The sequence below is a fragment of the Streptomyces sp. PTL18 genome, assembly GCF_059510295.1.
In genome coordinates this window covers 36,274-58,557 of sequence record NZ_JCAJZO010000003.1, presented here as the reverse complement: position 1 = coordinate 58,557, position 22,284 = coordinate 36,274, and the positions used below count along the sequence as shown (strand labels likewise).

Genomic DNA, 22,284 nt, shown 5'->3' with positions numbered 1-22,284 from the left:
CTACTGGGGACGCGTGTTGCCGACCCTGCGCCGGACCCCGGTCGACAAAACTACGCGTCCGAAGCGGCAACCTTCACCGTCGAGCGGGAAATCACCCGTCGGATGTCGACAAATCCCCAAGCCGGTGCGCACGAGGGTCGCCCCGCAGACCGCTCCGTGTTGCTCAGCTTCCCTTGTTGTTCAGCTTCCCGATCCAGTCGGACACCTTCGAGAACCAGCCGCTCAGCATCTGCCAGTACGACTCGGTCGTGCCGATCCAGTGCTGCAGCGGGCTGAACTCCCACACCAGCCACCCGGCTACGAACAGGATGACGATCGTGAACAGACACCCCTTGAGGCAGCCGAGCCCCGGGATCCTCATGGGGTTCGCGCTGCGCTGCCGCGGCGGACGGGGCTCGCGCGGCGGGCGGGGCGCCGGCTGCGAGGGCTGCTGAGGCTGGGGCGCGTACCGCTGCGGCTGCTGCTGGGGGGCGGGTGCGTACTGCTGCCGCTGGGGCGCGTACTGCTGGGACTGCCCCTGCGGGTAGCCGTACCCCGGCGCGGGCTGCTGCCGCTGCGGCGGGCGCTGCTGTGGTTGCTGGGGGCGCGCCACCTGCCGCTGCGGGCGGCGGCGCAGCGGGTCCTCGCCGGGGTCGAGGTAGGCCTGGACCTGCGTCTGCTCGTTGCGGTCGCGGGCCGCGCGCAGCTGGGTCTGCCAGGGGTGCGGCTCCTCCTGCCGGGGCCGGCCGCCGGGGCCGTGCGGCGGTACGGGCGGCAGTACGGCCGTCGGGTCGGCGGCCCCGTTGGTGGGCAGGACGGTGGTGGGGTCGGCGGCGCCGGGCGGGGTGTGCGGCAGGACGCTGGTCGCCGCGTTCGGGTCGTATGCGGCCGCCGGGCCCTGCGGCAGCACCTGCGTGGGGTCCGCGGAGCCCGGGACGGCCGCCGGGGAGGGGTCGGGGCGAAGCAGGGCGGCCACGCCCTCGGCGGCGGCGATCTGCGCGGAGTTCGCGTGCACGCCGACGCCCTCGGCGACCACCCGCAGCGCCCGCGCCAGGTTCTCGGCGCTCGGCCGGTCGTCCGGGTTCTTGCGCAGGCAGCGCTCTATCACCGTCCACAACGGGTCGGGCACGGTGGACGGGCGGCGCGGCTCGGCGCTCAGGTGCTGGTGCAGCACCTCCAGGGCCGAGTCGCCGGAGAACGGCGGACGCCCGGTGACCAGCTCGTACAGCAGGATCCCGGCGCCGTAGACGTCGACCGCGGAGGTCTGCGGACGGCCCTCGGCCGACTCGGGGGCGACATACGCGGGCGTGCCCACGAACTCGCTCGTGCGCGTGAGGCCGGGCGAGTCGGCCAGCCGGGCGATGCCGAAGTCGGTCAGCATCGGGTGCATCCGGCCGTCGTGCTGCGCGAGCAGGACGTTGGCCGGCTTCAGGTCTCGGTGCACGACGCCGTCGGCGTGGCTCGCGGCCAGCGCGTCGGCGATCTGGGCGGTGAGCAGGGCGGCGGCGACAGGGGTGAAGGGGCCGTCCTCGCGGAGGTAGCGGTGCAGGTCGGGACCGTCGACGAGGTCCATGACCAGGGCCAGCAGATCGCCCTCGACCACGAGGTCGCGCACCCGCACGATGTTCGGATGGGTCAGCCGGAGCAGGACGGACCGCTCCCGCAGGAACCGCATCACGACATCGGGGTCACTCGCCAGCTCCTCCTTGAGGACCTTGATCGCCACGGTCTCGCCGGGCCGGCCCGCGACGGCCGCCTCGGCACCCGCGGTCTCCCGCTGGCGGGCTCGCCAGACGGTGCCTGTGGCGCCGCGCCCCAGCGGCTCCTCAAGGAGGTACTTGCTCCCTACCGGCCGCACGTCATGCGCTCCCTGTTGCTTGCTTCTCCGGTCGTCCACCGCGCTACCGGTGTCCGGCCCACTGTAGTGCCGAGGTACCCGGCACCGAGCTGTCGACGGCCTGTGGGGTCACATGCCGTGCATGGACGAGGTACGTATCCGGCTCCCGCACCTGTTCGATGACAAGACGCTCGGTTCGGTTCGGTCGGTTGCCCGATCCGGGCGTGACCGATCTCAAGCGGGCACCAGCAGGGCACTGGTCAGGCACTTTTACGGGCAGAGCCGACCAATCAAGATCATTCGACGGTGGAGGGCGGGCGCGCTGTCAGTGGCAGGTGCGAGGATGCATTCCGTACTGGCCGATGTGCTCGTGTGCGGTGGGGGAGTCCGCGGTGGGGGACCGTGGCACGGCTCTCTCGCCGTCCTCGGGCCCCGCACGCGCGGGAGCCGAAGGGGCGCGTCGGTGTCGAGGGGGCTGGGGTCCTCCCTGCTCGAAGAGCCTGGGAGAGCGCGCGGGTCCCCGAGGACCGGGCACGGTCGCGGTCCCGACACCGGCTCGTGCGCCTCGTGGGCGACCGCGGACGCAGACAGAAGGGACCGCTGACGGCGATGCAGATCCGGCTGACGGTCGTAGCCCCGCCTGCCCCGCCCGGGGAGTCGCGGGCCTCCGCCGCGGGCGGTGACGTGCTGGTCACCGCGCCCGCCGGGACGGCACTGGCCGCGGTGGCATCGGGCCTGGCCGCGGCGGTCGGCGGGGAGGGATGCGCCTCCCCGCCCGAGCGGGGCCGGGAGTCCGGGACGGGCACCGTGGTGCTGTACGCGGGCACGGATCGGCTCGACCCGCAGCGCTGCACGCTGGGCGAGCCGCCGCTGCTGGACGGCGCGGTGCTGACCCTGGGAGCGCCGGCGGAGCCGGGCCCGGAGCCGGACGAGGGCGCGGCCCAGCTGCACGTGGTCGCGGGACCGGACGCGGGCGGTGTCCATCTGCTGCACGGCGGGGTGATCCGCATCGGCCGCTCCGCCGACGCCGACGTCCCGCTGGACGACCCGGACGTCTCCCGGCTGCACTGCGCGGTCACGGTCGCCCCGGAGGGCCGTGTCTCGGTCGCCGACCTGGGCTCCACGAACGGCACGGTGCTGGACGGCCGCCGGGTGACCGACCTCCCGGTGCGGTTCTCCCCGGGCGCGCTGCTGCGGGTCGGCGAGTCGGCCCTGCGACTGGTCCCGCCCCGGGAGGTGCGGTCCGTGGGGACGGCGCCGGACGGCGAGGGGCAGGTACGGCTGCGGCGGGCCGAGGGACCGGGGGAGCCCACGGATCCGGCGCGGGCGGCGGCCGAGGGGCACACGCGCGTGGAGAGCGCCCCGGCCGGGGACGACCGCACCGCCGGCGAGGACCGCACCGCCGGGGACGACCGCACCGCCGGGGACGCCCCCGTCGGCGGTCCCTCACCGGGCGGACACGGCCCGGGGCCCGCTGCCCGGGACGGGCGCCCCTCCCTGGAGGGTGACACGCACCACGGCTTCGGCGTCACCGGGTGGGGCGCCTCCGGTGGAGTGGCTCCCGGGGCGCAGGAACACGATGACGTGGAGCCGTCCCTTCCGGGGCAGGCCGCACCGGGGCGGGGCGCGGCGGAGGAGAGCACGCGCAAGGGCACCCCGCTGCGCGGGACGGACGTGCCGCCCGGGCTGCGCAGGCGCGGCGGGTTGACGGCGTGGGCACGCCGGCTGACCGGGGGCCGGAGCGAGCAGGGCGGCACCGGACGGGACGCCCGGGAGGAGGGCGGGGGCACCTCCGCGCCGCCCGCGGCCAGGGCGCCCGAGAAGTGGCCGGACCCGGCGGCACTGCTGCTCACCGCGCTCGGCCCGGGGCCGCGGGTGTGGGAGCGCGGCCCGGGGCACCCGGAGGCGCTCACCGTGCGGCTGGGCACGGCGGACCGGGCGGCGTCGGACGGTTCGGGACTGCTGCCGGCGGTGCCGGTGACCTCGGGGCTGCGCGAGGTCGGTGCGCTGGGGCTCGCGGGGCCGCGCGCCCGGCTGGCGGGGCTGGCGCGCGCGGTGGTGGCGCAGCTGGCCGCGCTGCACTCCCCGGACGTCCTGGAGCTGGTCCTGATCAGCGCCGACCGCACGCGCCCGCTGCAGGAGCGCACCGCCGACTGGTCCTGGCTGGGCTGGCTGCCCCACCTGCGCCCGGCCCACGGCCAGGACTGCCGCCTGCTGCTGGCCTACGACCGCGACCAGGCGACCGCCCGCACCCAGGAGTTGCTGCGCCGTCTGGAGGACCATCTGGCGGACCAGGACGGCCCGCTGCCCGCCGCACCGCAGGACCCTTCGCCGCGGGGAGCCGCCCACCGCCCCTCCTGGGCACGGGAGGACGCCTACGAGGGGCCGTACTCGGTGGTGGTCGTGGACGGTGACCCCGGTGGCGCCGATGTGCGGGCTGCCGTGGCGCGGCTGGCCCGGGAGGGGGCGCGGGCCGGGGTCCATGTGGTGTGTCTGGCCGAGGCGCCGGCCGCGTCGCCCGCGTCGCCGGTGGCAAAGACGTACGAGGCGGCCTGCGCGGTCTCGCCGGTGTTCCGGGAGTGCGGGGCCGTCGCGCTGCTGAGCGGTGACGTGGCGACGGCGCTGCGGCTGCTGCGGGTGGCACCGGGGCAGGGACCTGACGCCACGCGCGCACCCGTGGGGCACGGCACGGTCGCCGCCGTGGACGCGGTGTCGGCTGCGTGGGCGGAGCGGTTCGCGCGGGCGCTCGCCCCGCTGCGGACGGACGGCGGCGGTGAGCGCCACGCGCGCGTGTCGGCCCCGTTGCCCCAGGCGGCGCGGCTGCTGGACGAGTTGGGACTGGCCCGGGCCACTCCGGCGTCGCTGATGGCGCGTTGGGCGGACGCGGCGGACGACACCGCCTCACCGGGCGGGCGCGCCTGGGCGGTGCTCGGCGCCGGTCCGCGCGGTCCGGTGACCGTGGACCTCGCCGCGGAGGGGCCGCATCTGCTCGTCGAGGGTCCGCCCGGCAGCGGCCGTACGGAACTGCTGCGCGCCGTCGCCGCCTCGCTCGCGTCGGCGGAGCGCCCGGACCGGCTGGGCATCGTCCTCGTCGACGGCCGCGACTGCGCGACGCACGGCGGCACCAGCGGGGACGGCCTGCGGGTCTGCACGGACCTGCCGCATGTCACGACGTATCTGGCGGCCAACGACCCGGTGCGCATGCGCGAGTTCGCGCAGTCGCTGAGCGCCGAGCTGAAACGGCGGGCGGAGCTGCTCGGGCGGCTCGGTTTCGCGGAGTGGCACACGCGGCAGGGGGTGTCGGGGCGGATCGGGCCGCAGCGGTCGGGAAGCACGGAGTCGGGTGACCTCGACACCCCGCCGAGTGTCACGCTGCGGCTGCGGCCGACGGCGGCGCGGCAGCGGGCGGAGGCACCTGTGCCGTTGCCGCGGCTGGTGGTGCTGGTCGACGACCTGGACGCGCTGCTGTCCCCTGCGCTCGGCTCACCGGGACGTCCGGCGGCCGGGTCGGTCGTACGGGCGCTGGAGGCGGTGGCCCGGGACGGGGAACGACTGGGTGTGCACCTGGTGGCCGCGGCGGGACCCGGTGGGCGGACGGCTCAGTGGGAGCCCGCCCGGGCGGCGTCGCTGCGGATCGGCCTGGAGGAGACGACCGCGGGCACGGGCGAACCGGGGCCGGGGCGTGGGCGGTTGACACGGGCGGACGGCAGGGCGACGCCGTTCCAGGGCGGGCGGATCACGGGGCGGATTCCCCGGACGGCGACCGTGCGGCCGACGGTCGTACCGCTGGAGTGGCACCGCATGGGCGATCCGCCGGCCCGGCGTCCGGTGCGGGAACTGGGCAACGGACCGACGGACCTGGCGTTGCTGGCGAGCGCGCTGGAGCGGGCGGCACGGTCGGTGTCGGCGGCGGAGGTGCCTTCACTCCTGTGACGCCTTTTCACCGGTCCCGGTGACTGCCGCCCAGCAGGGACGACTCCACCTTGCGGTACGTGACGGCGACGGCTCCCTCCTTACCGCCGGCCGTTTTCTTCACGTTCCAGCGGCACTTCGTGTGCGGAGTCACGGCCGCCGCGGTGAAGTAGGGCGGTCCGTACGGGGGTTCGCGGGGTGGGTCCGCAGTGCGGCCCGTCCCAGGGCCCGTTGGCCCCCGTGACAATCCCCCACTTGCCGCACGGCGCGTAACCAAACCACTCCATCGGACGTTTCCGGGCAGGTTGTCCGCGCCGACCCCCATGGATGCCCCTTGCCCAGGTTCAGTGTCATCGTCCCCGCGTACAAGGTTCAGGCGTACCTGGAGGAATGCCTCACATCCGTGCTGGAGCAGTCGTTCACCGACGTCGAGGTGATCGCCGTCGACGACGGCTCCCCCGACGCGTGCGGGGCGATCATCGACGAGTTCGCCGCCCGTGACGCCCGCGTACGGCCCGTGCACCTGCCCCGGAACGGGGGTCCCGGGCCCGCCCGCAACGCGGGACTGAAGCAGGCGACGGGCGACTACGTCCTCTTCCTGGACGGTGACGACACCCTGACCCCGCACGCGTTGAGGGACATCGCCGACCGGCTGAAGGAGACCTCCGACCCGGACGTTCTGGTCCTCGACCACGCCCGCACGTACTGGACCGGGAAGACCGTCCGCAACCAGCACGCCGGTCTGCTCACCGAACAGGGCCCGGCCCCCTTCCGCCTGCAGGACCGCCCCGGTCTGCTGTCGCTGCCGGTGGCGGCGTGGAGCAAGGCGTACCGCCGGGAGTTCGTCGAGCGGGAGGGCTTCACGTTCCCGCCCGGCCACTACGCGGACACGCCGTGGACGTTCCCGGTGCTGCTGACCGCGGAGACGATCGCCACCCTCGACCGGGTCTGCGTCCACCACCGCCGGCGCCGCCGGAGCGGCGTGTCCACCGGGCCGGGCCTCGGCAGCCGCCGCCACTTCGACGTCTTCGCCCAGTACGACCGGGTCTTCGCGTTCCTCGACGCGCACCCGGAACAGGCCCGCTGGCGGCGGGTGCTGTTCCACCGCATGGCCGACCACCTGGCCGCGATCCTCGCCGCGCGCGGCCGGCTGACGGGCGGCTGCCGCGCCGAGTTCCTGCGCCTGGCGCGCGACCACTACCGCCGCCACCGCGTCCCGGGCGCCCCGTTCCGGCTGCGCCACCTGCTGATCCGCTTCGGCAGCCACCGCACCCACCGTCTGCTGTCCCTGGCCGCCCGCCTGGCGCGCGGGGTGCGGCGCACGGTCGCCAGGTCGAGCCGCCGCCTGCTCGGCGTCGCGCTGCTGGCGCACTACCGCATCCAGCTCCGCCTGCCCGTGCGCGCCGACCGGGCCGTCTTCACCCGGGACGCGGGCGGCCCCTACGGCTGCAACCCGGCCGCCCTGGAGTCGGCGTTCCGCAACCTGGTCCCGCAGATCCGCACCGCGTGGATCGCCCGCCCCGAGCACCACCACACCGTTCCGGTGGCCACCCGCCGGCTGCGGCCCGGCTCGGCCGCGTACTGGTCGGCGCTGGCCCGTTCCAAGTACCTGGTCCACAACGCCGACTTCGGCCCCCGCGTGGTCAAGCGTCCGGGTCAGATCCTCGTCCAGACCCGGCAGGGCACCCCGCTCAAGCGCATGGGCCTGGACCTCCAGGACCGTCCGGCCGCCGCGCGCGACACGGACTTCGCCCGGATGCTGGGCACCGCCGACACCTGGGACTACGTCGTCTCCGCCAACCGCCACTCCACCCTCGTCTGGGAGCGTGTGTTCCCCTCCGGCTTCACCACGCTGGAGTACGGCCAGCCCCGCAACGACGTCTTCGCCCGCGCCACCTCGGCGGACGTGGCCCGGCTGCGCCAGACGTTCGGCATCCCCGAGGGCTCGGTGGCGATCCTGTACGCGCCGACGTACCGCGACTACCGCCGTGGCCACCGGCCCTCCCTGGACCTGGAGCGCGTCCTGCGCCGGCTCGGGCCGCGGTTCGTACTGCTGACCCGCGCGCACCCCGCCTGCCGCGAGCCGCTGGCGCGCACGGTCGAGGGGCGGGTCGTCGACGTCACCGGCCACCCGAGCGTGGAGTCGGTCTGCCTGGCCTCGGACGCCCTGGTCACCGACTTCTCCGCGCTGATGTTCGACTACGCCAATCTGGACCGGCCGATCATCGTGTACGCGGACGACTGGGAGGCGTACGAGGCGGCTCGCGGCACCTACTTCGACGTCCGCGCCTTCCCACCGGGCCCGGTCGCCCACGACGAGGACGACCTGATCGACATCTTCGCGACCGGCCACTGGTGCGGCTCACGCTCGGAGCAGCGGCGGGCCGCGTTCCGCGAGCGGTTCTGCCCCTACGACGACGGACGCGCCGCCGAGCGGATCGTGCGCCGGGTGGTGCTCGGGGAGAACGCCTGGCAGCCGGCCGTCCTACCGCCGGCGCACCGCCACCCGGTCCCGTCCGCCGCCGCGGGCCTGTCGGCCCCGCCGCTCGCCTCGGTCCCGGTGCCCGGCCCCGGCGTACCGGTCACCGAACGCCTCTGATCCCCCGACCACGGAGTCCCCCGTGCCGCGCGCGCCCACCCCGGCCCTCCCCCGAGTTCCCGACTTCGCTCGGACAAGGGGGACCCCCATCGTCACCCGGCGTCCCGCCGGACGGCCGGAGCGCTGACGCCCCGTACACCCGGCGCACCGGCGCACGGCAGGTTCCGGCCCGAGAGAAAGAGCAGAATGCCCCGCTTCAGCATCATCGTCCCCGCCTCCGGTGTCGCCGGCCGTCTGTCCCAGGCACTGGACTCGGTCCTCGAGCAGTCCTTCGGCGACTTCGAACTGATCCCGGTCTGCGACGCGCCCGACTCACCGGCCGGGACGGTCGCCGCCGCGTACGCCGAGCGGCACAGCAGGGTGACCCCGCTGACCGCGTCGCCCTCCGGCGGTCCGGGCGGGGGCCGCACCGCTGGGATGGGGGCGGCGACGGGAACGTATCTGCTGTTCCTGGACGGCGACGACGTCCTGCTGCCCGGAGCGCTGGCGGCGATCGACGCGCGCCTGCGGGCGACCGGCGACGTGGACGTCCTGTACTTCGCCCACGAACGGGCGCACTGGTGGGACCCCGAGACCTCCGCGCCGCCGCTGGGCCGGGCGCCGGAGGGGGCGTTCGCTCCCGGGCAGGCGCCCGAGCTGACGGGGGTGGCCGTCCCCGTGTGGAGCGCCGCGTACCGGCGGGCGTTCGTCACCGGGCACCGGCTCGCCTTCCCCGCCGGCCACTTCGCCGATGTCGGCTGGGGCGGCCTGGTCACGCTCGCCGCGGAGCGCCTGGCGGTGCTGCGCACGGTGTGCGTACGGCATCTGCTGCGCCGGCAGGGCGATCGGCCGCACACCCCCGGCGAGCACCAGTTCGACCTCCTCGATCAGGTGGAGCGCGTCCTGGTACGGGCCGCCGAACTCCGCCTCCCCGCCGACCGGGCCAGACCGCTGTTCGAGCAGCTGTTCTCCGCGGTACTGCGGACGGCCGCGCATCCGGAGCTGCTGCCCGCGCACCGCCGCCGGGCGTTCTTCCGGCGGGCGGGCCGCCTCCACCGCCGCCACCGCCCGGCCGGGTTCCGGCCGCCCTCGGGCAGTCTCGGTGTGCAGCACCGGCTGCTCGCGTCCGGCGTCCACGGCGCGTTCCGGGTGCTGCGGGCCGCCAACCAGGGCGCGGCGAAGGCGACCAGGAAGGCACCGCTGCCGCACATGCCGCGCACCCGCGCCCGCTACACCCTCCAGCTGCACCGCCCGCTCGACGAGAACCTCGCCGTGTACTGCGCCTACTGGGGCCGCGGCTACGCCTGCAACCCGGCCGCGATCCACGCCGGGGCCCGCCGGCTCGCCCCGCACATCCGCTCGGTGTTCCTGGTCGAACCGGACGCGGTGGGCGGCGTGCCGAAGGACGTGGAGTACGCGGTGCTCGGCAGCCGTGCCGCCTGGGACGTGCTGGCCCGCGCCAAGTACCTGATCAACAACGCGAACTTCGCCGACGGCGTCGTCAAGCGGCCCGGCAGCGTGCACCTGCAGACCCAGCACGGCACCCCGCTGAAGAAGATGGGCGTCGACCAGTCGGCGTACCCCGTGGTGGCGGCGTCGACCGGCAGCTTCGCCAAACTGCTGGCGCGCGTGGACCGCTGGGACTACAACCTCTCCGCCAACCGGCACTCCACCGAGATGTGGGAGCGCGCCTTCCCGGGCTCGTACGAGACGCTGGAGTACGGCTATCCGCGCAACGACGTCTACTACACGGCGACGGCCGAGGACGTGACCCGCGTCCGTCGCGACCTGGGCGTCCCGGACGGAAAGACGGCCGTCCTCTACGCGCCGACGCACCGCGACCACAGCGCCGGCTTCGACGCGGGGCTCGACCTGGAGGCGTTCTGCGACGCGATCGGCGACGACTTCGTGGTGCTGCTGCGCGCCCACTACTTCTACGACCGGGGCTCCGCCCGGGCCTCCGGCCGCGTCATCGACGTCACCCGGCACCGCTCCTCGGAGGACGTCTGCCTGGCCGCCGACGCGCTGGTCACCGACTACTCGTCGATCATGTTCGACTACGCCAACCTGGACCGGCCGATCGTCGTGTACGCCGACGACTGGGACGTCTACCGGGAGGTCAGGGGCGTCTACTTCGACCTGATGGAGGCGCCACCGGGCCGGGTGGTGCGCACCGAGGAGGAGCTCGCGGCCGTCTTCCGCGACGGCTCGTTCGCGGACGCGGAGGCCGGAACCCTGCGGGCCGCCTTCCGGCGGCGCTTCTGCCAGTTCGACGACGGGCGCGCCGCCGAACGCGTCGTGCGCCGGGTGCTGCTGGGCGAGCCGCCCGCGTCGATCCCGCCCGTGGTCCCGCTCGCCGAGCGCGTCCCGGCCCCGGCCCCTGCCCTGGTGAGGAGCTGACCGCCGTGCCCCGCTTCAGCATCGTCGTGCCCGTCTTCAAGGTGCAGGGCTTCCTGCGGGAGTGCCTGGACTCGGTCCTCACCCAGTCGTACCCCGACTTCGAGGTGATCGCCGTCGACGACCGCTCCCCCGACGGCTGCGGTGCGATCCTCGACGAGTACGCCGCCCACGACCCGCGCGTGCGGGTGCTGCACCTGCCGGAGAACGTCGGCCTCGGCCGGGCCCGCAACGCCGGGCTGCCGCACGCGACCGGGGACTTCCTGCTCTTCCTCGACAGCGACGACACGCTCACCCCGGGCGCGCTGCGCGCGATCGCCGACCGGCTGGAGGAGGTCCGGGACCCGGACGTGCTGGTCTTCGACTACGCCCGCACCTACTGGTGGGGCGGCGTCCGCCGCAACGTGCTGGCCCGGGTCCTCGCCGAGTGCGGCGAGGGCACCTTCACCGCGGCCGAACGACCCGAGATCCTCGAACTGCTGATGGTGGTGTGGAACAAGGCGTACCGCCGGGACTTCGTGACCGAGCACGGCTTCGCCTTCCCGCCGGGCTACTACGAGGACACGCCCTGGACCTTCCCCGCCCTGCTCAGCGCCCGGCGGATCGCGACCCTCGACCGGATCTGCGTCAGCTACCGGCAGCGCCGCCAGGGCAACATCCTGTCCACCACCAGCCGCAAGCACTTCGACGTCCACGACCAGTACGAGCGGGTCTTCGCGTACGTCGACGCCCGTCCGGAGCTGGCCTCCTGGCGGCCGTACCTGCACCGCAAGATGGGCGGGCACTGTCTGGACATCCTCGCCAAGCCGGACCGGCTGCCCGCCCGCGACAAGGGCGAGTTCTTCCGCCGTACGGCCGACCTGTTCCGCATCCACGGCACGGGGGAACCGGTCCCGCCGGAATTGCGCGTGCTGGAGGGCGGTTACGCCGGCTACCTGCTCCGGCAGCGGGCCGCCGACATCGGCGGCGCGCTCGGCCGGCGGCGCCGGCAGGCACGCGCGGTCGCGGCCGGGCGGGTCAAGCGCGGCTGGTCCTGGGCTCAGGAGCGGCGGCCGCTGGATCCGAACCTGGCCGTCTACTCGGCGTTCTCCCACCGCGGCGTCCTCGGCGATCCGGCCGCGATCCACCGCGCGGCACGCGACCTCGCCCCGCACATCCGCGGCGTGTGGGTGGTGCGCGCCGACCAGGCGGAGCACCTGCCGCCGGACATCGAGTACGTGCTCCCGGGTTCCCTCGGCTATCTGCGGGTCACCGCACGGGCCACGTACTTCGTCAACAACGTGAACTGGCCCAGCACCCTGGCCAAGCGCCCCGGAAGCATCCACATCCACACCCACCGGGGCACCCCGCTGAAGTACATGGGGGCGGACCTGCGGGACAAGCCGGGCGCCCGGCTGGGTCTCGACGTGCCGCAGATGCTGCGGCGCGCCGACCGCTGGGACTACAGCCTGGTCGCCAACCACCACTCGGAACTGGTGTGGGACCGCGCCTACCCCTGCGACTTCACCTCGGTGCGCAGCGGCAGTCCCCGCAACGACGTCCTCGTGGACGCCAAGCCCGGCGACGGGGCCGCGTTCCGGTTCCGGCACGGCATCCCCGAGGACCACGCGGTGGTGCTGTACGCGCCGACCCGCCGCGACCACGTCCGCGGCGGTCACATCGACCGCTTCGACGTGGGCCGGTTCGCCGAGGATCTGGGCGAGGGCCACACCCTCGTCGTACGGCTGCACCCCTCGCTCGCGGACGGTCCGGCGCGCGGGATGGGCCTGGCCGAGCTGCACCGGCGGGGCGTGCTGATCGACGCCACCGACGAGCCGCACGTCGAGGAGGTGATGCTGGCCTCGGACGCCCTGGTGACCGACTACTCGGCCCTGATGTTCGACTACGCCAACCTGGACCGGCCGATCGTGCTGCACGCCGACGACTGGGGTGCCTTCCGGGCGAGCCGGGGCGCCTACTTCGACATCACGCAGGAGGCGCCGGGGCACGTCTCGCGCTCGTACCGGGAGCTGGCGTGGCTGTTCGCCTCCGGGTGCTGGCGGGACGAGGACTCGGCGCGGCTGCGGGCGGGATTCCGGGCGCGGTTCTGCACGTTCGACGACGGGCGGGCTGCCGAGCGGGTGGTGCGCACGCTGATGCTGGGCGAACCGGACGTCCGGGCGTCGGTGCCGGCACCGGCGGCGGGCGACAGCGAGGCGCTGGCGCCGTCGCCGTGAACGCCCGCGGCCTCGTACGCCGGGGAAGGTGCGTACGAGGCTGTGAGCAGGGGGAATGTCAGCCGGGCGGGTGTTACTCGATGACGAGCTCGACCGGGACGTTGCCGCGCGTGGCGTTGGAGTAGGGGCAGACCTGGTGGGCCTGCTCGACCAGCTTGCGGCCGGTCTCCTGGTCCACGGTGTCCGGCAGCTCGACGCGCAGGGTCACCGCGAGCGCGAAGCCCTCGCCCTGCTTGCCGATGCCGACCTCGGCGGTCACCGCGGCGTCGCTGACGTCCACCTTGGCCGCCCGGCCGACGAGACCGAGCGCGCTGCCGAAGCAGGCGGCGTAACCGGCGGCGAACAGCTGCTCGGGGTTCGTGCCCTTGCCGTCGCCGCCCAGCTCCACCGGCAGGGACAGCCCGAGGTCGAGCGTGCCGTCGGAGGTGACGGCACGCCCGTCGCGGCCGTGGGTGGCGGTGGCGACAGCGGTGTACAGCGCGTTCATGGAAAACCATCCCTCTCGAAGTCACACGGCGGCCGCTCCCTGTTCGGACCCGGGGCCGCCTCACGCAGATAAGTAGAGCACACAATTCAGTTGTGCACAACTAAATGGCGAACAGGAGCTACCCTGTCCACATGACGACCACGCCGACCCCCCGTACGGAGGCGACCTCCGCGGCCGAGGAGTACCTGCGCCTCGACCGGCAGATCTGCTTCTCGCTGCACGCCGCGTCGCGCGCCTTCAACGGCGTCTACCGCGTCGCCCTGAAGGACCTCGGGCTCACGTACCCGCAGTACCTGGTGATGCTCGTGCTGTGGGAGCACGGAGAGCTGCCGGTGAAGAAGCTCGGCGAGCACCTGCGGCTGGACTCCGGGACGCTCTCCCCGCTGCTGAAGCGGCTGGAGGCGGCGGGCCTGGTGCGACGGGAGCGCAGTACACGGGACGAGCGGTCCGTGCACATCCACCTCACGGACGAGGGCACGGCGCTGAAGGAGCGTGCGCTGCTGGTGCCGCGCCGGATCGCCGCGGCGACGGGCTTCGACCTGGCGGAGATCACCGAGCTCCAGGACCGCATCGACCGGCTGACCCGCGCCCTGGACGCGGCGGCGCTGGACGAGCCCCCCGGCTGCGCCTAGCCGGCGCCGCACCAGGCAACGTTCGCCCCGTCGCGGCACTAGCTAGGACCTGCCGCGGCGTACGTCGCGGCACTGGCTAGGACCTGCCGCGGCGTACGTAGAGCCGGAGTGTGAGATGCGGCCGCACATACTCCTCGCGGGTGACGAAGTCCCGCTTCACGACCGCGATTTTGGCGCGTTCCGTCGCGTTCCAGGGGATCCAGGAGGGCGCCAGCGCATAGTGCTCGCTGACCACCCAGACGTATCCGAGGCCCTGAAGCCGCCGCCGCAGTTCCTCGGGCCCGACCTCCCGTCCGTACAGCGTCCCGCTCTCGGCGGCCGGCACGGCCAGCGCCACGTCCCGGACGCCCCGGAACCCGGCCGGATAGGCGAGCGCCGACCGCCGCTCCAGCGAGGGCAGGAACAGCACGGGGTCCCCGGCCCGCACCCGCCGCGCCACGGCCGCGGACACGGCCCCGAGGTCGTCGGGCCGGTGCGCGGCCAGACGATCGGCCCGCAGCAGGGGCAACTGCACGAGGAAGACACAACAGACGGCGACGACGCCGAGCGGGGCGGCACCGGTGCCGGGCACACGCCGACCGCCCGGCCGCATCCGCAGCCGCGTCCGTCCCACCGCCGCGGCCACCCGATCGGCTCCGGCCGCCGCCAGCAACGGCACCCCGGCCAGCGAATACAGCACATACCGGTCGTCGTACAACGGCCGGAACTGCGACACGCCCATCAGCACCGCCGGCGGAATCAGCAGGAGGGGCCCGGCGACCCCCACCAAAGAGACCCTCCGCGGCCACGGCCCCAGCGCCCCGAGCACCACGAGCGCCAGGCACGGCGCAAGCACCCGCGGGGACGGCCCGAAGAACCGCCCCACCAGCCTCTCCACGCTCCGCCCGTCCGGCGCCGTCAGCCACGCCACCTGTTCCGCCTGTCCCCGGGACACCAGCACCAGCGGCAACAGCACCACCACCGCCACCCCGGCCGCACTCCCCCACCCCCGCCATACGCGCCGCGGCACCCGCGCCAGCGCCAACGTGCAGGCGTGCGCCGGCAGCACCAGCACCGCGAACTCGTGCAGGACACACGTGACGGCGGCGACCACCCCGTACGGCCACCACCTCCCGTCCTCCACGGCCCGCACGAACAGCAGCGTCGCCCCCGCCACCCCGGCCGCGACCAGCGCGTAGGAGCGCCCTTCCTGGGCGTAGTGGCCCACCATCGGCGTGACCGCGTAGAGCAGCCCCGCCCACAGCCCGACCCGTGGCCGCGCCAGCCGCACTCCCAGCGCGGCGACCAGACCCGCCACCGCGGCCGCCCCGCACACCGAGGGCAGCCGCAGCAGCACCTCGCCGGGATGGAGCGCCAGGACCGGATGCATCAGCAGGTAGTAGAGGCCGTGCACCGCGTCCACGTTCCGCAGCAGATGCCAGATCTGCGGCAGCGAACGGCGCGCCACCTCGAACGTGGCCGCCTCGTCACGCCACATGCCGTCCCGGTCCAGCCCCCACAGCCCGAGCGCGAACATGACCGCAACGGGCACGAGGACGGCGATGACGGCGACGCGCTCCCTGTGCCACATCGGTGACCGGCTCATGTCCGCATTCAACATGCACAGGTTTCGTACTATTAAATAACTTTTGCCCTGTGTTGACGTCTTATCCACCACAAGCGCCACACAGACGGCCTACCATCCGGCCTTGATGAGTGCCTTGAAGACTGCCCTGGAACGCCCGGCGACCAGACCGGCACCCTTGTTCCCGCCGCCCTTTTGGAAGAGGGTGCGCCGGACACAACGGTTGCTTCTGCTCGCTGTCGGCTGGCTCGCCACCCGTGCCCTGATGCTCTGGCTGCTCGCCCACGACCAGTACGCCCTGCTCGGCCGCGGCGGGGTCGCGAAGGAAGTCTGGAAGCTCTACTTCCACTGGTACGGCGTCCTCCGGCACGGCACCTTCCCCTCCGGGGACCACCTGTGGCAGTACCCACCCGGCGCCGGCGCGGTGCTCGTGTCACCCGCGCTCCTGCCGGGGCTGACGTACTTTCAGGCGTTCGTGGTGCTCACGTTGTTCACGGACGCCGTGATCACCCTCGTCCTCGCGTACGCCGGCACCCGCCGGGGCCGCTCACTGCGCGGCGCGGCGCTGTGGATCGCCGGTCTGCCGCTGCTGTGGCACATCCCGCTGGTCCGGTACGACATCCAGGTCACCGCCTTCGCGGTCATCGCGCTGCTCACGATGTCACGCTCCGCACGCGTGGGCGGTGTGTTCGCCGCCCTCGGCGCCCTGGTGAAGGTGTGGCCGGCGCTGGCGCTCATCGGCACGCCGCGGGGCCGCGGCACCCGCCAGGCGTGGACGGCTGCGGTGACGACCGTGGTCACGCTGCTCGCCGTGGTCGCGGTCCTGTTCCGCAACCCGTTCGACTTCCTGCGCCAGCAGGGCGGCCGGGGCGTGCAGATCGAGTCGCTGGGCGGCACGGTGCTGATGTTCGCGCGCCATGCCGGCTGGTCCGGCACCACCCGCTACCAGTACGGCGCCGTGGAGTTCGTCGGCCCGCATGTGCACGCGGTCGCCGACTGCTCGCTGGCACTGACCGCGGTCGCCTTCGCCCTGCTGCTGCTGTGGCGGCTGCGCGCCCGCCGCTGGACGCCGGCGACCCCGTACGACGCGGCGCTGACGGCCGTGCTGCTGTTCACGGTGACGAGCCGGGTGATCAGCCCCCAGTACATGATCTGGCTGGTCGGGCTGGCCGCGGTCTGCCTGACCACACGGCACACCACACAGCGCCCGGTGGCCTGGCTCATCCTGGCGGCGACCGCGATCAGCGCCGTGGTGTACCCCGCCTGCTACGGCTATGTGATCAGTTCCACCTGGCAGGGCTGTCTGCTCATGCTGGTCCGCAACGGACTGCTGGCCACCGCGGCGATCGTGTCCTTCACCCGCCTGTGGCGTTCCGGGCGCGCGGTTCCGCAGCGGGAGAACGCGGGTGCCCCCGCCGGTCGCCAGGAGCGGATCGCGGCCCTCTCCTCCGCACGAAGCTGAGGGTCTCTTAACAGATAATTACCAGCCGTCCGTATTCTCGGTCCGTGGAAGCGATGGGTCACCCTCAAGACGCACAGGTCAGCGTCGTCGTCATCGGATACGACGACGCCGCCCATGTGACAGACGCGGTCCGTTCGGCCCTCGCGCAGGGCGGGGTCGTCCGCGAGGTGATCGCGGTCGACGACTGCTCGTCGGACGGCAGCGCCGAGCTGCTGCGTGCCCTGGCGGCCGAGGAGCCGCGCGTCAAGGTGATCAGCCGGACCGTCAACAGCGGCGGCTGCGGCACCCCGCGCAACGACGGGATCGAGGCGGCGACCGCCCCGTACCTGATGTTCCTCGACAGCGACGACGTGCTGCCGCCCGGCGCGGTGGACGCGCTGCTCATGGCGGCCGTCGCGCACGGCGCCCAGGTCGCCGCCGGGCTGTGTGTGCGGCGCGAGCTGCCCTCGGGCCGCGAGGTGCCCTGGCAGCCGGAGCTGTACGAGCGGGCCGCGGTGGTCTCCCACCCCTCCCGGCGCCCCCGCCTGGCCCACGACACGCTGTGCGTCAACAAGCTGTACCGCACCGACTTCCTGCGCGAGCACGGCATCCGCTTCCCCGACGGCCGCTTCCACTACGAGGACTTCGTCTTCAGCGCGCGCGTGCTGGCCGCCGGTCCGAGCATCGCCGTGATCCCCGACACCGTGTACGTCTGGCACGTGCGCCGCTCCGCCCAGCGCCTGTCCATCTCGCTGGCCCGCGCCGACATCGAGAACTGGAAGGCGCGCATGCTGGCGCACCGGCAGTCGTACGAGATCCTGCTGGGCACCGGTGAGAAACAGCTGGCGCGGGCGGCGCGCACCACCTTCCTGGACCGGGGTCTGCGCATGTACGTGCGGGAACTGCCGTTGCGCGACGAGGAGTACCGCACGCAGTGGTGGCGGCTCACGCGCGCGTACCTCGAGGACTTCGATGCGGCCGACTACGCGCAGGCGTCCGTGCCGGGACGGGTCCTCGCACAGGTGGTGCTCGCCTGCGAACAGCCGCGCGACCTGCACCGGCTCAAGGAGCTCGCGGCCCGTCCGGGGCGGCTGATGCCGCCGTACGCGAGGACGGCCGACGGCACCCCCGTCTGGTCCGACGACCTGCCCGAGGTCCAGCTGGAGCACCTGCTGCACCGCCCCATGCGGCACCTGCCGGTCGCCGTCGAGGCGGAACTGCTCCCCCGCGCGGGTGCCGGCCGGCTGCGGCTGCGCGTGCACGAGCTGTACGGGCGGGTGGGGAACGCCCGTCCGGCCCGGGTGGACGTGCGGTTCGTGCTCCGGGAGGACGAGAAGCGAGTGGGGCTGTCCACCACGGCCACGCTCCGGAAGGACCCGGACTCCGCCGACTGGACGGCCGAGACACCGGTGGACCTGGCGGCGCTCGGCGGCGGCACCTGGGACCTGAAGCTGACGCTCCACTTCGATGACGGAACGAGCCGCGAGACCGCGCCGCACGCCGTCGCGGGCGCCGACCTGCTGCGCCGCCAGGCGGTGCCGAGCCTGAAGCACGGCGTGCTACTGGTGCAGCCGTACGCTACGCACTCGGGGGCGCTGGCGCTGAGGGTCGCGTCGGGAGTCCGGGGTGTGACATCGGTCGCGCGGCGCAGGCTCCGGCGCCTGCTTCACTTGAGGTGACGGGCGGGAACGTCCACCTGCCCACCTGCCTCACCGAAGCGGCAGCAAGAACACGACAGGCCAACGAGCGAGGAGACGGCCGCATCATGACCTGGCTGATCACCGGCGGTGCCGGTTACATCGGGGCGCACGTCGTCCGTGCGATGACCGAGGCGGGCGAGCGTGCCGTGGTGTACGACGACCTGTCCACGGGCATCGCCGAACGCGTGCCCGCTCAGGTGCCACTGGTGGAGGGTTCCACCCTGGACGGTGAGCTGCTGCGCCGCACGCTGGCTGAGCACGCGGTCACCGGGGTCGTGCACCTGGCGGCGAAGAAGCAGGTGGGCGAGTCGGTGGAGCTGCCGCTGCACTACTACCGGGAGAACGTGGAGGGGCTGCGCGTCCTGCTGGAGGCGGTGACGGAGTCCAAGGTCGCGTCCTTCGTGTTCTCCTCGTCCGCCGCCGTGTACGGCATGCCCGACGTGGACCTGGTGACGGAGGAGACGCCGTGCGTCCCGATGTCGCCCTACGGCGAGACCAAGCTCGCCGGTGAGTGGCTGGTCCGGGCGGCGGGAAGGGCGACCGGTCTGTCCACGGCGTCCCTGCGCTACTTCAACGTGGCGGGCGCCGCGAGCCCCGAACTGGCGGACGTGGGCGTCTTCAACCTGGTCCCGATGGTCTTCGAGAAGCTGACCCGGAACGCGGCCCCGCGCATCTTCGGCGACGACTACCCGACCCCCGACGGCACCTGCATCCGCGACTACATCCATGTCGCCGACCTGGCGGAGGCCCACGTCGCCGCCGCCCGCGCGCTCCAGGCCTCCCCCGGCACGGACCTCACCCTCAACATCGGCCGCGGGGAGGGCGTGTCGGTCCGCGAGATGATCGACCGCATCAACGCGATCACCGGCTACGACATCCCTGCGGCGGTCACCCCGCGCCGCGCGGGCGACCCGGCCCGCGTCGTCGCCTCGGCCGACCGGATCGCCCGGGAACTGGGCTGGACGGCGAAGCGCGACGTGGAGGACATGATCGCCTCGGCGTGGGAGGGCTGGGTGCGCAGGCACCCGGAGGCGGCGCGGCCGTAGAGCCGTCGGAGACTCAGCGTGTCGCGTTCCGCGAGAGCTCGGGCAGTTCCGGGAACGTGACACCGGTCAGCTCCTCGGAGACGGTCCACAGACGGCGGGCCGTCTCCGGGTCCCCTGCCGCGTGGGAGCGGCCGACCAGGGCCGGGGCGCCGCGCATCTCACCCAGCCCGTCGGGGCCGACGTAGCTCGCGCCGGGCAGGTCCTGCGTCGCGGCGTAGAGAGTGGGCAGCGCGCCCGCCTTGTCGGTCTGGGCGAACAGACGGCCGCCGGCCTTCATCGCGATCCGGCGCAGGGCGCTCGCGTCATGGCCCTGGAGATTGGTCGCGGCCCAGCCCGGGTGCGCGGCCAGCGCCCGCACCCGTGAGCCCGCCTCGGCCAGGCGGCGCTGCAGCTCCAGGGTGAACAGCAGGTTGGCCAGCTTGGACTGGGCGTAGGCCGCCATCGGGGAGTACTCGCCGGTCAGGTTGAGGTTCTCGAAGTGGATGCGCGCACCCCCGTACCGGTGCATGCCCGACGCCACCGTGACCACCCGGTCCCCGATGTGCGGCAGCAGCAGGTTCGTCAGCGCGAAGTGACCCAGGTGGTTGGTGCCGAACTGGGTTTCGAAGCCGTCCTTGGTGGCACCCTCGGGGACGTTCATGACACCGGCGTTGTTGACGAGCACGTCGATGCCGCCCTGCCACTCGCCGGCGAACTCCCGTATGGACGACAGGTCGGCCAGGTCGAGCCGGCGCACCTCGAGGCGGCCCTTCGCACCGCGCACGCCGGCGGCGGCCGCCTCGCCGCGCCGGGGATCGCGTACGGCGAGCACCACACGGGCGCCGGCCCGGGCGAGGGCCTCGACGGTGGCGAGGCCGAGGCCACTGTTGGCGCCGGTGACGACGGCGGTGCGGCCGGTCTGGTCGGCGATGTCGCCGACGCTCCACTTGGTCTGCTTCTTGCTCTGGGGGCTCTGCGTCGTGGGCATGCAGCCAAAGTAGGCGTCGACAACAATGCTGTCAATGACAACAATAGTGACATCGTCAACAAAGTAGGCGTCGACCACATGCTGGCTACACTGACCGGTATGCACACTCGACGCCGTTACCACCACGGAGACCTCCGCGCCGCGCTGCTCGCCCGGGCCGAGGAGACACTCCGGGAGAGGGGACCGGCCGCACTGTCCCTCCGCGAACTCGCCCGCGACCTGGGCGTGAGCCACGCCGCGCCGAGCCGCCACTTCAGGGACAAGCAGGCGCTGCTCGACGCCCTCGCGCTGGCCGGCTTCGACCGGCTCGTGCAGGCGATGACGGCGGCACTTCAGGAGGCGGGCGAGTCGTTCGCCGAACGGCTGCGCGCCGGGGCGCGCGCCTACGTGGACTTCGCCGTCGCCAACGCCGAGCTGATCGACCTCATGTACGCGATCAAGCACGCCCCCGAAGCCTCCGAGGACCTCAGCGCCGCGTCGCAGCGGTGGATCGAACAGATGGAGAGCCTGATCGCCGAGGCCCAGCGCCGCGGCGAGGTGCGCGGCGGCTCCCCGGAGAGCGTGGGCATCGGCGTCTTCTCCAGCCTGCACGGCTACGCCTCACTCGCGGCGAGCGATCACCTGCCGCCGGAGGTGCGCGCACAGGGCCTGGACGACCTGGTCGAGTACATCCTGCGCGGGTGCGCCCCGGAGGGATCCCGACCTCGACGGTCGGCGGACTCCTAGGGCCGGCGGCCTGTCACAGCGCCCTGAGCGCCCCCGCGGTGGCCCGGGCCAGCCCCGCGAGATACCCCTTCGGCAGCTTCGGCCCCCGTACCACCACCGCTCGCCAGTACAGCGGGCCGGAGATCAGGTCCAGGGCCAGGTCCGTGTCGATCGTCGCACCGATCTCGCCGCGGGCGACCGCCGCCGCGACGATGCCGCTCGCCACACTCTCCTGACCCTCGCGCAGCGCCTTCTGCATGGCCTCGGCGATGTCGGGGTTGCGGGCCGCCTCCGCCTGGAGGTCCGGGATGATCTGGCCGGCCACCGGGTGGCGCAGGGCTCGGGACGTGACCTCGTACAGGAGACGGAGGTCCCCTTCGAGGGATCCTGTGTCCGGGGCGGGCAGGCCCTGGACCGCGATCGCCGAGACCAGGTCGAGCACCAGGTGCAGTTTCGAGCGCCACCGGCGGTACACCGCCGTCTTGCCGACACCGGCCCGGCGCGCGATCCCCTCGATGGACATCCGGGCGTAGCCGACGGACGCCAGCTCCTCGAAGACCGCCGCGCGGATGGCTTCGGTCACGTCCTCACGGAGGACGGCCGCACCCGCGGGCGCCCTGCGGCGCCGCTTCACCTGGGGAGTGTCGGCGTTCGTCGTCATGCGGACCAGCATAGGGCGTGACGACGAAACGGTTGCGTTGCGACGTCGAATCGGCTTACCCTCCCGTTGCGACGATACGGTCCCGTTCCGACGTAAAGGACGGCAGTCCGACGCCCCGAGAACGGTACAAGAGCCCTAGAGCCGAGCAAGACCCCGGCAAGA

At 73.6% G+C, this 22,284-nt stretch carries 15 protein-coding genes; 9 read left to right on the top strand and 6 right to left on the bottom strand.

The window, feature by feature from the left end:
* Window positions 1–163: 163 nt before the first annotated feature.
* Window positions 164–1,837, bottom strand: coding sequence for a serine/threonine-protein kinase (locus AC5WS8_RS07245; RefSeq protein ID WP_496102463.1), 1,674 nt, complete (start codon window positions 1,835–1,837; stop codon window positions 164–166).
* A gap of 588 nt (window positions 1,838–2,425) precedes the next feature.
* On the opposite strand from AC5WS8_RS07245, the gene AC5WS8_RS07240 reads away from it, so the two are divergent.
* Window positions 2,426–5,749, top strand: a complete 3,324-nt coding sequence (locus AC5WS8_RS07240; RefSeq protein ID WP_496102781.1) for an FHA domain-containing protein — start codon at window positions 2,426–2,428, stop codon at window positions 5,747–5,749.
* A 7-nt stretch (window positions 5,750–5,756) separates the two neighbouring features.
* On the opposite strand, the gene AC5WS8_RS07235 is transcribed toward AC5WS8_RS07240, so the two are convergent.
* Window positions 5,757–5,882 (bottom strand): hypothetical protein, encoded by a 126-nt coding sequence (locus tag AC5WS8_RS07235; RefSeq protein ID WP_496102462.1) that lies wholly within the window; start codon window positions 5,880–5,882, stop codon window positions 5,757–5,759.
* A 180-nt stretch (window positions 5,883–6,062) separates the two neighbouring features.
* On the opposite strand from AC5WS8_RS07235, the gene AC5WS8_RS07230 reads away from it, so the two are divergent.
* The 3 genes from AC5WS8_RS07230 to AC5WS8_RS07220 all read left to right on the top strand — a co-directional run bounded on the left by AC5WS8_RS07230 (window position 6,063) and on the right by AC5WS8_RS07220 (window position 12,919).
* Complete coding sequence (locus AC5WS8_RS07230; protein ID WP_496102461.1) at window positions 6,063–8,327, top strand: bifunctional glycosyltransferase/CDP-glycerol:glycerophosphate glycerophosphotransferase; 2,265 nt, start codon at window positions 6,063–6,065, stop codon at window positions 8,325–8,327.
* 186 nt (window positions 8,328–8,513) lie between these two features.
* Window positions 8,514–10,706: a bifunctional glycosyltransferase/CDP-glycerol:glycerophosphate glycerophosphotransferase gene (locus AC5WS8_RS07225; protein ID WP_496102460.1), complete on the top strand. Its 2,193-nt coding sequence runs from the start codon at window positions 8,514–8,516 to the stop codon at window positions 10,704–10,706.
* 5 nt (window positions 10,707–10,711) lie between these two features.
* Window positions 10,712–12,919 carry a bifunctional glycosyltransferase/CDP-glycerol:glycerophosphate glycerophosphotransferase gene (locus AC5WS8_RS07220; RefSeq protein ID WP_496102459.1) on the top strand — a complete coding sequence of 736 codons (2,208 nt, stop codon included), beginning with the start codon at window positions 10,712–10,714 and terminating at the stop codon, window positions 12,917–12,919.
* A gap of 73 nt (window positions 12,920–12,992) precedes the next feature.
* On the opposite strand, the gene AC5WS8_RS07215 is transcribed toward AC5WS8_RS07220, so the two are convergent.
* Window positions 12,993–13,406: an organic hydroperoxide resistance protein gene (locus AC5WS8_RS07215; protein WP_496102458.1), complete on the bottom strand. Its 414-nt coding sequence runs from the start codon at window positions 13,404–13,406 to the stop codon at window positions 12,993–12,995.
* 131 nt (window positions 13,407–13,537) lie between these two features.
* Here AC5WS8_RS07215 and AC5WS8_RS07210 point away from each other — a divergent pair, with 131 nt between their 5' ends.
* The gene (locus AC5WS8_RS07210; RefSeq protein WP_496102457.1) at window positions 13,538–14,038 is read left to right on the top strand and encodes a MarR family winged helix-turn-helix transcriptional regulator; all 501 of its coding nucleotides are present in this window, start codon (window positions 13,538–13,540) and stop codon (window positions 14,036–14,038) included.
* 76 nt (window positions 14,039–14,114) lie between these two features.
* Here the strand turns inward: AC5WS8_RS07210 and AC5WS8_RS07205 are convergent, their stop codons facing one another.
* Entirely contained in the window at window positions 14,115–15,623 is a 1,509-nt protein-coding gene (locus tag AC5WS8_RS07205; protein WP_496102456.1) for a glycosyltransferase family 39 protein, read from the bottom strand.
* Between the two features lie 244 nt (window positions 15,624–15,867).
* Here AC5WS8_RS07205 and AC5WS8_RS07200 point away from each other — a divergent pair, with 244 nt between their 5' ends.
* From AC5WS8_RS07200 to galE, 3 genes are all read left to right on the top strand, one after another.
* Complete coding sequence (locus tag AC5WS8_RS07200; RefSeq protein ID WP_496102780.1) at window positions 15,868–17,064, top strand: glycosyltransferase 87 family protein; 1,197 nt, start codon at window positions 15,868–15,870, stop codon at window positions 17,062–17,064.
* Between the two features lie 53 nt (window positions 17,065–17,117).
* The gene (locus AC5WS8_RS07195) at window positions 17,118–18,722 is read left to right on the top strand and encodes a glycosyltransferase family 2 protein (RefSeq protein WP_496102779.1); all 1,605 of its coding nucleotides are present in this window, start codon (window positions 17,118–17,120) and stop codon (window positions 18,720–18,722) included.
* Window positions 18,723–18,808: 86 nt separating this feature from the next.
* Window positions 18,809–19,789, top strand: a complete 981-nt coding sequence (gene galE, locus AC5WS8_RS07190) for a UDP-glucose 4-epimerase GalE (RefSeq protein ID WP_496102455.1) — start codon at window positions 18,809–18,811, stop codon at window positions 19,787–19,789.
* Window positions 19,790–19,802: 13 nt separating this feature from the next.
* Here the strand turns inward: galE and AC5WS8_RS07185 are convergent, their stop codons facing one another.
* Entirely contained in the window at window positions 19,803–20,756 is a 954-nt protein-coding gene (locus AC5WS8_RS07185; RefSeq protein WP_496102454.1) for an oxidoreductase, read from the bottom strand.
* 99 nt (window positions 20,757–20,855) lie between these two features.
* On the opposite strand from AC5WS8_RS07185, the gene AC5WS8_RS07180 reads away from it, so the two are divergent.
* Window positions 20,856–21,482 carry a TetR/AcrR family transcriptional regulator gene (locus tag AC5WS8_RS07180; protein ID WP_496102453.1) on the top strand — a complete coding sequence of 209 codons (627 nt, stop codon included), beginning with the start codon at window positions 20,856–20,858 and terminating at the stop codon, window positions 21,480–21,482.
* A gap of 13 nt (window positions 21,483–21,495) precedes the next feature.
* Here AC5WS8_RS07180 and AC5WS8_RS07175 read toward each other — a convergent pair whose 3' ends face one another.
* The gene (locus AC5WS8_RS07175; protein ID WP_496102452.1) at window positions 21,496–22,122 is read right to left on the bottom strand and encodes a TetR/AcrR family transcriptional regulator; all 627 of its coding nucleotides are present in this window, start codon (window positions 22,120–22,122) and stop codon (window positions 21,496–21,498) included.
* Window positions 22,123–22,284 lie beyond the last annotated feature (162 nt).

Coding starts and splice junctions, on each gene's coding strand:
- AC5WS8_RS07185 (WP_496102454.1), bottom strand. CDS start 20,756: ATGCCCACGACGCAGAGCCCCCAGAGCAAGAAGCAGACCAAGTGGAGC.
- AC5WS8_RS07205 (WP_496102456.1), bottom strand. CDS start 15,623: ATGAGCCGGTCACCGATGTGGCACAGGGAGCGCGTCGCCGTCATCGCC.
- AC5WS8_RS07195 (WP_496102779.1), top strand. CDS start 17,118: ATGGGTCACCCTCAAGACGCACAGGTCAGCGTCGTCGTCATCGGATAC.
- AC5WS8_RS07210 (WP_496102457.1), top strand. CDS start 13,538: ATGACGACCACGCCGACCCCCCGTACGGAGGCGACCTCCGCGGCCGAG.
- AC5WS8_RS07240 (WP_496102781.1), top strand. CDS start 2,426: ATGCAGATCCGGCTGACGGTCGTAGCCCCGCCTGCCCCGCCCGGGGAG.
- AC5WS8_RS07180 (WP_496102453.1), top strand. CDS start 20,856: ATGCACACTCGACGCCGTTACCACCACGGAGACCTCCGCGCCGCGCTG.
- AC5WS8_RS07215 (WP_496102458.1), bottom strand. CDS start 13,406: ATGAACGCGCTGTACACCGCTGTCGCCACCGCCACCCACGGCCGCGAC.
- AC5WS8_RS07175 (WP_496102452.1), bottom strand. CDS start 22,122: ATGACGACGAACGCCGACACTCCCCAGGTGAAGCGGCGCCGCAGGGCG.
- AC5WS8_RS07225 (WP_496102460.1), top strand. CDS start 8,514: ATGCCCCGCTTCAGCATCATCGTCCCCGCCTCCGGTGTCGCCGGCCGT.
- AC5WS8_RS07200 (WP_496102780.1), top strand. CDS start 15,868: ATGCTCTGGCTGCTCGCCCACGACCAGTACGCCCTGCTCGGCCGCGGC.
- galE (WP_496102455.1), top strand. CDS start 18,809: ATGACCTGGCTGATCACCGGCGGTGCCGGTTACATCGGGGCGCACGTC.